Genomic DNA, 12,401 nt, shown 5'->3' with positions numbered 1-12,401 from the left:
CATTATCGGCCTAAATGGAGCAGACCTTAGCAAAAATAGTCTTGAACACTCTTTTGGGATATATAGCACCCTTATATTCTAAAATAATCTAAATATAGAACTTAAAATGCACTATGCTGTCTTTATAGCATGAGATTGAGATCACCACCCCTATGGGAGGCAACGATGCAACGCCCAATCGTTACGCACTTTTTTGATGAGCCTACGAACACCTTTAGCTATGTCGTCCAAGACCCTGATAGCCGTGCCTGCGCAATTATAGATTCGGTACTCGATTTTGATTATGCCGCTGGGCGAACCGACGTGCGATCTGCTAACACCATCATCGCTTTTATTCGCGAACACGATCTCGATGTAGTCTGGATTTTGGAGACCCATGTACATGCAGACCACCTCTCGGCAGCGCCATACCTACATGAACAGTTAGGGGGTAAAACCGGCATTGGTGCCAACATAGTGAAGGTGCAGGAGATATTCGGTAAGGCATTCAATGCGGGCAGTGAGTTTGCTCGGGATGGCAGCCAGTTTGATGCGCTGTTTGAAGAAGGGGATACGTTCACGGTTGGCCAATTACAAGGTCGTGTGCTGCATACTCCAGGGCATACGCCTGCTTGTTTAACCTACGTAGTGGGCGATGCCGCCTTTGTAGGCGATACACTATTTATGCCGGATTATGGCACCGCGCGGTGCGACTTCCCCGGTGGAGATGCGCGCACTCTTTATCACTCTATTCAAAAAGTATTGGCGCTTCCCGAGCAGACGCGGCTGTTCTTATGCCACGACTATAAAGCTCCCGGTCGCGATACCTTTCAGCATGAAACCAGCGTTGCGGAACAGCGCAGTGAGAACGTCCATGTTCATGAAGGTATCAGCGAAGACGAGTTCGTGAAGATGCGCACTGAGCGCGACGCCACCTTAGGCATGCCACGGCTCATTATTCCTTCGGTGCAGGTCAATATGCGTGCGGGGGAACTGCCTCCTGCGGAAGAGAATGGCACTGTCTATCTCAAAGTGCCGCTTAATTTTTTCTAACGGTTTAAGTGCGAGCTGAGGAGTGACCCGTGGATTGGACAGCAGGCTTACAAGGGCTGGTTGGGGGTGTGTTGATCGGGCTTTCCGCTACCTGGTTGATGGCAACGCTGGGGCGTATCGCAGGTATCAGTGGCATCGTGGGCAATTTGATAACCCAATGCCCCAAGGGCGATAGCGCTTGGCGAGTGGCTTTTCTGTTAGGGCTGATAAGCGGCCCGCTTCTGCTTATGGCGCTAGGTGGTGGTTTAGGCAACGTTGCCGAAAGCCCTGGTGAGGTGATTGGCGCGCCGGTGGGAGGCGTAGGGTTAATGCTGGTGGCTGGGCTGTTAGTGGGCGTAGGCACGGGGCTGGGCAGTGGCTGTACCAGCGGCCATGGCGTGTGCGGGCTGGCGCGCTTGGCACCACGCTCCATGGCGGCCACCGGTATGTTTTTGCTGACGGCGCTAGTGACCGTTTATATATCGCGCCACATGCTAGGCCTAGGCGGTGGAGTATGAGTCAGTCAAACAAGAGTCATTGGATGAAAACAGCGGCAGGCTATGCGGCGGGGCTACTTTTCGGTATCGGCTTAGCTGTTTCAGGCATGACCGACCCCGCGCGAGTAGTGGGGTTTCTAGACGTAGCGGGCGCCTGGGATCCAACGCTAATGTTCGTATTGGGCGGGGCCGTCATCACCACCTTTGTTGGCTATCGGCTGGTATTCAAGCGTACTGCACCATTGTTGGGTGGCGTCTTTCAGTTACCGACCAAACGAGAGTTAGACGCGAAGTTATTAGGGGGCGCTGCCCTGTTCGGCATCGGCTGGGGGCTTTCCGGCTACTGCCCAGGGCCAGCGATTGCCTCCATTGGCGGTCTTTCCTTACCGCTATTGGCCATGCTGGTGACCATGGTGTTGGGTTGGTTTTTTGCGAGGCGTTTTACTGCTAAGCGTCTCGCCTAGCCATTCGTCCTTATTCGGCGATTGCCATGTCCGCGCCCTTGCCATCAAAGCAAGGGCGTTTTTATTTGTCTTAACGCTGGGTTAATGCCCGTCCTCCATGCTGATGGGTAATAAATAGGAAACCGCTATGCACGTCTTGTTGATTGAAGATGACCCGCTGGTTGCTTCGGGTATTCGCGCTGGATTAATGACCTTCGACTTTGTGGTCGATCACGTCTCCACGGGGATCGCTGCCCGTCAGGCGATGCGAACGGTGGCCAGTGATGTGGTCATTCTTGATCGCGGATTGCCCGATGGCGATGGTCTTCAATTGCTGGCCGAGTGGCGCGAGCAGGGCAACGACGTTCCCGTGCTGGTGTTAACCGCAAGGGATGCGGTGCGTGACCGAGTGGATGGACTACAGGGCGGCGCCGACGACTATCTGGTGAAACCTTTCGATTTAGATGAGTTGGTAGCGCGTTTGCACGCCTTGTTACGCCGGGTAGCAGGGCGCAGCAGCGGCCTGATTGCCCATGGCGCACTCTGCTTAGATCCAATGGCTAGGGAGGTCTACGTCGATGAACAGCTGATTATGCTGTCTCGCCGGGAGCTGGTGCTGCTTGAAACCTTCCTGCAATCGCCACGCAGCGTCCTGTCAGCCGACCAACTCAAAGATAGCCTTTACGGTATGAACGACGATGTTGAGAGCAATGCGCTGAATGTGCATATCCACCACCTGCGCCGCAAGTTGGGGAGCGGCGTGATTGAAACAGTGCGCGGGCTTGGCTATCGGTTGGGCAAACCCGAGGCGGTACATGCGGCTGGTACGCCCTATAAGGGGCAGCTATGAGTTTACGTGCGCGCTTGCTGCTGACTCTGGGATTAACGCTGGCACTGCTCTGGGGTGTGGCGGCGGCGTGGCTGATGCGCGACCTGGAAGAGAAGTTTGTGGAAACCCTGGATCAGCGCTTAGCGCAGTCGGCAAGAATGGTGGCCGGGTTAGTCCTGCAACTGCCGTTTGACGTATGGGAGGATGCCGAGCATCCAGTGCTGTCTATTCCACCCATTGAGGGTCTGGCCTGCCAAGTGCACTCGCCCCAAGGCGAAATCATGGCGCGCACCCATGCCGATATGGACGCTATTCTCGCCCCGGGAGAGGGCGGCCACACTTATCGCCAGGCAGGCGACGTGACTTGGCGGGTATTTACCTACGAGCGCGGTGGCATCGTGATTACCACCGCTGATCGTATGGATGAGCGCGATATGCTGCTCGGCGGCATTATACGCATGACCGTGGTGCCCTTTATCGTAGCGCTGGTAGGCAGCATGTTTGCGCTTTGGCTGGGGGTTTGGCGTGGCTTAGCACCGCTAACACGGCTGCGCGAATCGCTGGCCAATCGCCACCCCGATGCACTGGCCCCTGTCGCTACCTATGGCCTGCCTAAAGAGATTCGTCCGCTGATTGAAACCTTAAATACGCTTCTTGAGCGTGTACAGCAAACCATTATCCGTGAGCAGCGCTTTACAAACGATGCCGCCCACGAACTGCGCACACCGCTTACTGCGATCAAAACCCACCTGCAAGTGGCTCGCCGGGTCGAAGGTCAGGCCGCAATAACATCGCTCAACTATGCCGAAGAGGGAGTGGTGCGGTTGAGCTCAACCCTTGACCAACTGCTCACGCTGGCTCGCGTAGAGGGGCGTGTGCGCTTTGATGATGGTGAGGCTAGTCGCGTCGCAGATGTGGCCGAACACGCCCTGGCGGATAGCCAGCACAACAAATCAGCCCGCTTTGTAGTGTCGCCCCATTGGCCCGATGTCGCCCTTGCGATGCCCCGCGAATTGGCTATCACCGCGCTGCGTAATTTGCTCGATAACGCTATTAACCATGGGCCCGCCGATGCCCTCGTTAACTTTGATGCACAGTGGGAGCCAGGGGAGCGCCATCTTACCTTTAGCGTTAGCGACCAAGGCCCAGGTGTTGATGGCGCGACGATTGAACAATTAACGCAACGATTCTGGCGTGCCAGTAAACAGCAAGGCAGTGGACTGGGGTTAGCCATTGTGGCTGCTATCGCCGAACGTTTTGGTGGCGAAGTGACGTTTGTCAGCCCTGCTGAAGGTGGTTTTACCGCCCGTCTGGTGGTGCCAGTGGCGGGTAGCTAACAACGATAACGCAAGGGAGAAACCGAGATGAATAAAAAATACTTAAGCAGGTTTGGCCTGCTGATAGGGGTTAGCTTAGTCTCTGGAGGCGCGCTGGCGCAGCAGGGTGACGCGGAGCGAGGCCAGGCTGCAGCGGCTACCTGCACAGCCTGTCATCAGGCCGATGGCAGCGGTATGAATGTGCCCAATGGTGAGTCATGGCCGCGCTTAGCGGGGCTGAATGCGGACTATATCGCTAAGCAGTTGCACGACTTTAAAGCCGGGCAGCGTCAAAATGCGACCATGATGACGTTTGCCAATATGCTCGACGATCAGCAAATAGCCGATGTTGCCGAATACTATAGCCAAATGCCGGTAACGCCGGGGCAAGGCGGCGATGAGGCCGACGAAGCGCTGCTGGCGCGGGGTCAACAGCTTGCCGAACGCGGCGATTGGAACGCCTACATTGTTTCCTGCCAAAGCTGCCACGGGCCCGGTGGTACGGGCGTTGGCAGCACCTTCCCAGGTGTCGCCAGCCAGCATGCTGGCTATATCAGCGCTCAGTTGAGGGCGTGGAAAAACGAGACACGCATCAACGACCCACAGAATCTCATGGGGGCCATTGCCAAACGCATGAGCGATAACGACATTCAGGCGGTGTCTGCCTGGTATGCCACGCAACCCGGTTCAGAAGAACAGGAGACAGCACAATGACCATCTGTCGTCGCTCCCTCGTCATAACCCTGACCGGCTGCTCGCTGGCGTTCGGTACCGTTTATACAGCCACGGTTTTTGCCCAGCCAGAAGAGCGTCCAGACGCTGCGCTGAATATGCTGGTACACGAGCCCCCCACCATGGAAGACCTTGAGAATTCCGAACTTCATCCGGAGCTGAAGAAAGTCATCCGCTATGGGCATGATCTATTCATCAATACGCAGCAGTTGCGTGGTGAGAACGTGTTCAATGATATGAACTGCTCTAGCTGTCATTTGGGCGAAGGGCGAGTGCCGTTCAGTGCGCCAGTGTGGGCCGCGGCTATCACGCTGCCGGATTTTCGTGGTAAGAATCAGCATGTGAATAACCTGGAAGAACGTATCGCAGGTTGCTTTGCTTATTCCATGAATGGCGTGCCACTGGAGTATGGCAGCGATGAAATGCTGGCGCTGAGCGCCTACCATCAATGGCTGGCCACCGGTGCGCCGATGTATCCAGACAAACCGATCTATGGGCGTGGCTTCCCCGCGCCGGATGAGCCAGCTGAAGAGCCCGACTATGCTAGGGGCGAAGCGGCTTACCAGGAAAACTGTTCGATTTGCCACCAAAAGGATGGATCGGGCCACTATGAAAACGGCGAATACGTATTTCCAGCCCCTTGGGGCGACGGCTCTAATAATTGGGGTGCGGGAATCGCGCGAGTAGAAACCATGGCGGGCTTCATTTACCAAAATATGCCGCTTGGTCAGCCGCGGTCGCTCAGCGATCAAGACGCCTGGGATATTGCTTACTATATAAACAGCCAAGAGCGCCCCCAGGACCCCCGCTACACGGGCGATGTCGCCGAGACAGCCGAGCGCTTCGGCCCGACCTTTCATAACCGTTCACTGTATGGGCAAACCCGTGAACACGATGGCCATGTGCTCGGTGACCACGACAACTTCGGGGAGAAGGGCGACCTTAAACCCTGGAACGTCGGGATGCCACGGTTTGAAAACCTTTCCGAGGAGTAATACCGTCACGAAATGTGATTATGAGGAACTTTCATTTTTTGTCATTGAGAGGAGTCCTCTTTATGTCATTGCGAGGAACTTGCGACGAAGCAATCTTTGGCGGCGGTGGCAGATTAACCCCGAGATTGCTTCACTACGTTCGCAATGACAGATGAAGGATTTCAATGACATCACCTACGTCATTGCGAGGAGCGCAGCGACGCGGCAATCTTTGGCGGCGGTGGCAGATTAACCCCGAGATTGCTGCACTACGTTCGCAATGACAGGTAGCAGATTTCAATGACATCACCTACGTCATTGCGAGGAGCGCAGCGACGCGGCAATCTTTGGCGGCGGTGGCAGATTAACCTCGAGATTGCTTCACTACGTTCGCAATGACAGGTAGCGGATTTCAATGACATCACCTACGTCATTGCGAGGAGCGCAGCGACGCGGCAATCTTTGGCGGCGGTGGCAGATTAACCTCGAGATTGCTTCACTACGTTCGCAATGACAGGTAGCGGATTTCAATGACAGGGAGGGCCCACAATGAAAGAGAGGCTCACGATAATAAGGGGTGTGGCACTCAGAATGATATTAGTATGGGGCAAGCTCAACCCAATCAGGATTAAGGGAGTCAATTAGAGCATTTTTACGTTGACGTGAACCCGCTTTAAGCTGTTTTTCGCGCCTGATGGCATCTTCTATACTATTTGACTCCTCTAGCCATACAAGTTTGTGGCAACGGTACTTTTTGGTGAATCCTGGCATTAAACCTTGGCGGTGTTCATAAAGCCTGCGCTCCAAGTTGTTTGTAACTCCTATGTAAAGAACGCGGTGAGTGCGGTTAGTCAGCATATAAACATAATAAAGATTGTTTGTTGTCGACATGAACCGACCTTTCGGTGATGGATTTTTATTAATCTAACTTCATTTTATTAGCAATGGTAGGGGCGCATCATTGCAGTCAGTATCCTTATTTTGACTATGAAAAGTGAAACGACCTTAGCTTGCAGTGGTAGATTAACCTAGAGATTGCTTCGCTTGCGCTCGCAATGACAGGGGGCGGGCTCACAATGTCGGGTTGCTCGCAATAACAAATTAGATGCTATTGCGAGTAGCCCTATTCATGTCATTGCGAGGAGCGCAGCGACGCGGCAATCTTTGGCGGTGGCAGATTAACCCCGAGATTGCTTCACTACGTTCGCAATGACAGGTAGCGGATTTCAATGACATCACCTACGTCATTGCGAGGAGCGCAGCGACGCGGCAATCTTTGGCGGCGGTGGCAGATTAACCCCGAGATTGCTTCACTACGTTCGCAATGACAGGTAGCGGGTTTCAATGACATCACCTACGTCATTGCGAGGAGCGCAGCGACGCGGCAATCTTTGGCGGTGGCAGATTAACCCCGAGATTGCTTCACTACGTTCGCAATGACAGGTAGCGGATTTCAATGACATCACCTACGTCATTGCGAGGAGCGCAGCGACGCGGCAATCTTTGGCGGTGGCAGATTAACCCCGAGATTGCTGCACTACGTTCGCAATGACAGGTAGCGGATTTCAATGACATCACCTACGTCATTGCGAGGAGCGCAGCGACGCGGCAGTCTTTGGCGGCGGTGGCAGATTAACCCCGAGATTGCCGCACTACGTTCGCAATGACAGGTGAAGGATTTCAATGACATCACCTACGTCATTGCGAGGAGCGTAGCGACGCGGCAATCTTTGGCAGTGGCAGATTAACCCCGAGATTGCTGCACTACGTTCGCAATGGCAGGTGAAGGATTTCAATGACATCACCTACGTCATTGCGAGGAGCGCAGCGACGCGGCAATCTCAGCTAGCGGTAGCAGGCTAAGTTCATCAAGGTGTTTCACTGCCCATCATCTCGATCAGCCGCTCATCACTGGGCATACCCTGAATACGGTCAAGACGCACGGCCCTGTTCTCTGTTTCACGCTGAAAAACGGAAGTGGGGGTTGCATATAGGCCCAGCTCTTCGAACAACTGGTTATTGGCGTACACCTGCTCTTCAATTTCTCTCGGTTGGGCACTAGCTTCGATTTCCTGCTGGCCGCTTTCATGGGCATGCAGTGTCGCCGCTGGATCGTCGGCGCCGAGAATAGCGGCTGCTTTTCCAGGGCTGTCGGGTGCTAAGATACCTACCATGATATGGCGTAGCTGCACCTCACCTGCTTCCACCCAGGGGCGAACGTCTTGCCACATTTGACGGCAGTAGGGGCAGTTGGCATCCGTGAAGGTGTAAATCACCCGGGGGGCATCCATATTGCCGTCCTGTACCCAGTGGCTTTCGCTTAATAGCTGCCATGTTTGTGCCTCTAGCGGTGCACGTACATGCTCATCCAGTTGCGCTTCGGTAAGGTCATTCCCCTCATTATCCATTAGCGTACCCACCACAGCGTGCTCGCCATCCGGCGTCAGGTAAATCGCCATGTCCTGGCCCTGCACGCTGGCGCCGTAGCCGCGCAACCCTCCGGGGGCATCGAATTGACCATGAATTTCCAAGCCTTGGTCGGCAAGTGCCTGAATAGGGGCGGGGAGCTCATCGGCATAGCTCGCAGAGGTGCCGACCAATCCTGCCAGCAGGAGAAAACCACTTATGCCAGCGTGACGTTTTAAGTGCATTGCAGCGCCTTGTTTGAATAAGAGTGAGAGGCTAGAGATTTAATAACCGCCGCCTTAGTGCTGGTAATCCCTAAAATAATGCCGTGTTGCGATTATCGCAGCACAACATTATTTAGGGATTATGCGCTTTATAACTGGGGCAATATGTCGCAACTTACGGTTTTTGAAACTTACGATTTTTGAAACTTTAGATTTCTCAATGGTATTAACGAAATGGTGTTAACGATCAGCTACCAGCCAGCGTACCGCGTATGGCGGTAGCGTGCCTTCGGGAATCCATGGGTTGCCAGGATCCAGCGCTTGCCAGGCGTGTTTTTCAAGTGCCTGGGTAACTGCCTCGCCCACGTTTTCTAAGGGAAGCGGCAGATCGGTGACGTTGTACAGCGCCAGTAATCGGCGGCCATCGTGCAGTGGGCCGCGCTCTACCGCCAGCAGTTCCGGTGCCGAGACTAACACCCGCTGGGCGGCATTGGGGTGAAAGCAGGGCTCTTGACGGCGCTGGTCTAATAGCCGGTTTAAGGCGTGAAAAACATCGTGGGTGGGCGTTGAAGGGCTATCTAACAGCAGGTCTAGCTCGCTACGCTGCCAGCGCCGGCGGTTGATCGAACGTAGCCGCCCACTGCGCTCAACGCCTTCCACGTCATTGAGTGTGCCAGTTAGGGTGTGAATATACAGCGCGGGGATACCTTGCAAACTCAGCATAATTGCTTGGCTGCATAGAAAACGCGCTACCTGCCACGGGTCGGGGCCGCGGCGGGTGCCGCGCATGGCTTCAAACCAGGTGATATTGATCTCATAGGGCGTATCGCTTCCATCGGGGTTGCTACGCATGCTGACAAAGCCTCCGAAACGGTGCATCAGCTCCAGCAGCGCATCCCGCTCGTGATCGGGCAATAAACCTTCCAAGGGGCGAACGCCAATGCCGTCGTGGCTGGCCGTAAAGTTGAGGTAGGTGCATTGGTCGGGCAGTACCGGAAGGCTGGCAAGCCAGGTTTGTAAGGTGCTCGCTTCGCCCCGGGTGAGGGTGTGCAATAGCAGCGGGGGGAGGGCAAACTGATACACCATATGGGCTTCGTCGGGGTCCCCCGCTGGCAACCGATCCAAGCCAAAATAACTGATATTTTCCTGGTGGGGCACATTGGTTTCGGTGATTAACAGGGTACCTGGGGCCACGTGATCCACAATCGCTCGTAGCAGCCGCACCACAGTGTGGGTTTCCGGCAGGTGAATGCAGGCAGTACCCAGCCGCTTCCACAGAAAGGCCACCGCATCCAAACGTACAATCCGCGTTCCTTGCTCCAGGTAGAACAGCAAAATACCCACGAACTCCAGCAGCACATCCGGATTTTCAAAGTTCAGGTCAAGCTGGTCTTCGGAGAACGTCGCCCACAGGTAGCGGGTGCCACGCCGGGTGGAAATGGGCACCAGCAGCGGGCTGCTGCGTGGGCGCACCACCTGGGAGACATCGGTCTCTGGATCGACTTCGATAAAGTAGTCGCGGCCGGGCAGGCTGCCGCTCAGGTAATCCACAAACCAGAGAGACTCCCGTGAGACGTGATTGAGCACCAGGTCGGCCATTAAGTCGTAATGGCTGGCGAGTTCGCGGATGTGCGACCAATCACCAAGATCGGGGTTCACTTCCCGGTAGTGGATCACCGAAAAGCCGTCGTCGCTGCTCCAGGGAAAGAAGGGCAGTACATGTACACCGCTGATGCGATCGCCCAACCGCGCTTGAAGAAAATCGCTAAGCACTGCCAACGGCGGCACACCATCTTCAATAATCGAGTCACCGTAGCTGATCACCCACTGATCTTTTTCGCTCCAAGAGGGTGCATTTTTAGTGCTGGTTCTACCGGAGCTGGATGAAAATGGGGCAAGCGACTGAAAATGCGCTAGACGCTGGTTTAAACGGCGCTGCACTTCCCCCGCCCTGGGGCCATAAAGGTGGCTGAGGTAGTCGTTAACGGTCTGCTCAAAGGGGGGCATGGGTAGCTCCTGATAAACAATCTGCCACAAACGCTGCAGCTTGTGTGCCAAATCGTTACAATACGAGGTTGATACCGCGTTTAAACGCTAAGATACATTAGCTTGTGGCAGTTACTACTGCTAAAACGCTATTAATAGCACACACATTGACAGGTTATAACACGCTAACTCGTGCGGTACGCCGACACGAGCTGACAACAGGTTGACCGCCATGCATTGCCCTTTTTGTGGTGCAAACGATACTCGAGTGACTGATTCGCGCCTGGTAGCGGATGGTGATCAGGTACGCCGTCGACGCCAGTGTGCGAGCTGCCAAGAGCGCTTTACCACCTACGAAACCGCAGAATTGGTAATGCCGCGGGTGGTGAAGTCCGACGGCTCCCGCGAGAGCTTTAATGAAGCCAAACTGCGGGCAGGTATGTTGCGTGCGCTGGAAAAGCGTCCGGTCAGTGCAGAAGCCATTGAAGCGGCGGTAGAGCGCATCCGCCAAACCTTACGTGCCCGGGGCGATCGCGAAATCAACGCCCGTGATATTGGCGAGTCGGTCATGCAAGCGCTTAAAACCCTCGATCACGTAGCCTATATCCGCTTTGCTTCGGTATATCGCAAGTTCCAGGATCTGGATGAATTTCGCGCTGAGATTGACCGGCTGTCCCAAGAGCCCTCTTCCCGACTGGGCCATGGCAGCGAGTCGTCAAAATGAGTGCTGTCTTTAGCCAAGCCGACCACCGCTATATGGCTCGGGCGCTGCAACTGGCGCAAAAAGGCTTATACACCACGGATCCCAACCCGCGGGTCGGCTGTGTGATTGTGCGTGACGAGCAGATTGTCGGTGAAGGCTTTCACCTGTGTGCCGGTGAACCCCACGCCGAAATTCACGCGTTGAATGATGCTGGTGAGCAAGCCCTGGGCGCGACCGCGTACGTCACCCTGGAGCCTTGTTCCCACACCGGCCGCACTGGCCCCTGCGCGGTGGCGCTCCAGGAAGCGAAGGTGTCGCGGGTAGTGGTTGCCATGGTGGATCCGAACCCGCAGGTGAGTGGCCGCGGTATTCGTCTGCTTGAAGAGGCGGGTGTTGAGGTGGCGGTGGGGTTATTAGAGAGTGACGCGCGCGCTCTGAATCCCGGCTTTATTGCTCGCATGACCCAGCAGCGTCCCTTTGTGCGCCTGAAAATGGCGATGAGTCTAGATGGTCGTACCGCCATGGGGTCGGGGGAGTCTCAGTGGATCACCGGGCCTGAAGCACGCACCCAGGTGCAGCGGCTACGGGCACGCTCCAGCGCGATATTAAGCGGCGTTGAGTCGCTCATTATGGACGACTCTCGGCTGACGTTACGAGCAGAGCAGTTACAGCTGAACAACGCAGACCAAGTGGTTCACCGCCAGCCCCTGCGGGTGATTTTAGATACCCACTTGCGCCTACCTCTGGCGGCAGCCTGTTTAAGCGAGCCTGGGCGTACGCTAGTGATCACCACATCAGACCACTTGGAAGAGAAGCGGGAACGGTTAACTCAGGCGGGCGCTGAAGTACAGGTGTTGCCCGCCGGTAGCGATGGCCGTATCGATTTAGTGGCAATGCTGCAGTGGTTAGCCGAAAATGAACAGGTTAATGAACTGCTGGTGGAAACCGGAGCGACATTGGCGGGCGCTATGCTCGATGCGGCGTTGGTCGATGAGCTACAGCTGTTTGTTGCCCCCACACTGTTAGGCGGCGAAGCGCGGCCCCTTTTTGCGTTGCCAGGGCTCTCACGTATGGCCGATCAGCGGCGGTTAACCATTCACGATATGCGAGCAGTAGGGCGCGATTGGCGCATTATTGCATCCCCTCTAGCGACTAGCGCATCTGGCGAATTTTGCGAGAGCAAGGTACCCTGACGCGCAAAATCGTGACTCACTCTCGCGACACTCTTTCTCGATAACCTATCCTGACAAGCTATCGTGACAACACTTATTGGAGATTCC

The 12,401-nt window shown here is 55.3% G+C and carries 12 protein-coding genes; 9 read left to right on the top strand and 3 right to left on the bottom strand.

Annotated elements, in window-relative coordinates:
• Positions 1 to 165: 165 nt before the first annotated feature.
• From HZS52_RS20940 to HZS52_RS20910, 7 genes are all read left to right on the top strand, one after another.
• Complete coding sequence (locus tag HZS52_RS20940; protein WP_190373582.1) at positions 166 to 1,032, top strand: MBL fold metallo-hydrolase; 867 nt, start codon at positions 166 to 168, stop codon at positions 1,030 to 1,032.
• A gap of 29 nt (positions 1,033 to 1,061) precedes the next feature.
• Complete coding sequence (locus HZS52_RS20935; RefSeq protein WP_190373581.1) at positions 1,062 to 1,529, top strand: YeeE/YedE family protein; 468 nt, start codon at positions 1,062 to 1,064, stop codon at positions 1,527 to 1,529.
• A gap of 23 nt (positions 1,530 to 1,552) precedes the next feature.
• Positions 1,553 to 1,972: a DUF6691 family protein gene (locus tag HZS52_RS20930; protein WP_190374952.1), complete on the top strand. Its 420-nt coding sequence runs from the start codon at positions 1,553 to 1,555 to the stop codon at positions 1,970 to 1,972.
• A 127-nt stretch (positions 1,973 to 2,099) separates the two neighbouring features.
• The gene (locus HZS52_RS20925) at positions 2,100 to 2,801 is read left to right on the top strand and encodes a response regulator (protein ID WP_190373580.1); all 702 of its coding nucleotides are present in this window, start codon (positions 2,100 to 2,102) and stop codon (positions 2,799 to 2,801) included.
• Positions 2,798 to 4,117 carry an ATP-binding protein gene (locus HZS52_RS20920; RefSeq protein WP_190373579.1) on the top strand — a complete coding sequence of 440 codons (1,320 nt, stop codon included), beginning with the start codon at positions 2,798 to 2,800 and terminating at the stop codon, positions 4,115 to 4,117. Before HZS52_RS20925 ends, HZS52_RS20920 begins: the two co-directional genes overlap by 4 nt.
• Positions 4,118 to 4,144: 27 nt before the next feature.
• Positions 4,145 to 4,810, top strand: coding sequence for a c-type cytochrome (locus HZS52_RS20915; protein WP_190373578.1), 666 nt, complete (start codon positions 4,145 to 4,147; stop codon positions 4,808 to 4,810).
• Complete coding sequence (locus HZS52_RS20910) at positions 4,807 to 5,823, top strand: c-type cytochrome (protein WP_190373577.1); 1,017 nt, start codon at positions 4,807 to 4,809, stop codon at positions 5,821 to 5,823. The genes HZS52_RS20915 and HZS52_RS20910 overlap by 4 nt, the downstream gene beginning before the upstream one ends.
• Before the next feature lie 576 nt (positions 5,824 to 6,399).
• Here the strand turns inward: HZS52_RS20910 and HZS52_RS20905 are convergent.
• The 3 genes from HZS52_RS20905 to HZS52_RS20895 all read right to left on the bottom strand — a co-directional run bounded on the left by HZS52_RS20905 (position 6,400) and on the right by HZS52_RS20895 (position 10,439).
• Positions 6,400 to 6,693, bottom strand: coding sequence for a GIY-YIG nuclease family protein (locus HZS52_RS20905; protein WP_022519796.1), 294 nt, complete (start codon positions 6,691 to 6,693; stop codon positions 6,400 to 6,402).
• 977 nt (positions 6,694 to 7,670) lie between these two features.
• A complete protein-coding gene (gene dsbG / locus HZS52_RS20900; protein ID WP_190373576.1) occupies positions 7,671 to 8,453 on the bottom strand; it encodes a thiol:disulfide interchange protein DsbG in 783 nt (260 codons plus the stop codon).
• Positions 8,454 to 8,672: 219 nt separating this feature from the next.
• The gene (locus HZS52_RS20895; RefSeq protein WP_190373575.1) at positions 8,673 to 10,439 is read right to left on the bottom strand and encodes a sugar phosphorylase; all 1,767 of its coding nucleotides are present in this window, start codon (positions 10,437 to 10,439) and stop codon (positions 8,673 to 8,675) included.
• Between the two features lie 211 nt (positions 10,440 to 10,650).
• Between HZS52_RS20895 and nrdR the strand changes: the two genes are divergently transcribed.
• Positions 10,651 to 11,142 carry a transcriptional regulator NrdR gene (gene nrdR, locus HZS52_RS20890; protein ID WP_022519727.1) on the top strand — a complete coding sequence of 164 codons (492 nt, stop codon included), beginning with the start codon at positions 10,651 to 10,653 and terminating at the stop codon, positions 11,140 to 11,142.
• Complete coding sequence (gene ribD, locus HZS52_RS20885) at positions 11,139 to 12,314, top strand: bifunctional diaminohydroxyphosphoribosylaminopyrimidine deaminase/5-amino-6-(5-phosphoribosylamino)uracil reductase RibD (RefSeq protein ID WP_022519726.1); 1,176 nt, start codon at positions 11,139 to 11,141, stop codon at positions 12,312 to 12,314. The genes nrdR and ribD overlap by 4 nt, the downstream gene beginning before the upstream one ends.
• Positions 12,315 to 12,401 lie beyond the last annotated feature (87 nt).

The organism is Vreelandella titanicae (genome assembly GCF_014697095.1).
GTDB lineage: Bacteria > Pseudomonadota > Gammaproteobacteria > Pseudomonadales > Halomonadaceae > Vreelandella > Vreelandella titanicae.
This window is presented reverse-complemented; position numbering and strand designations above follow the sequence as displayed.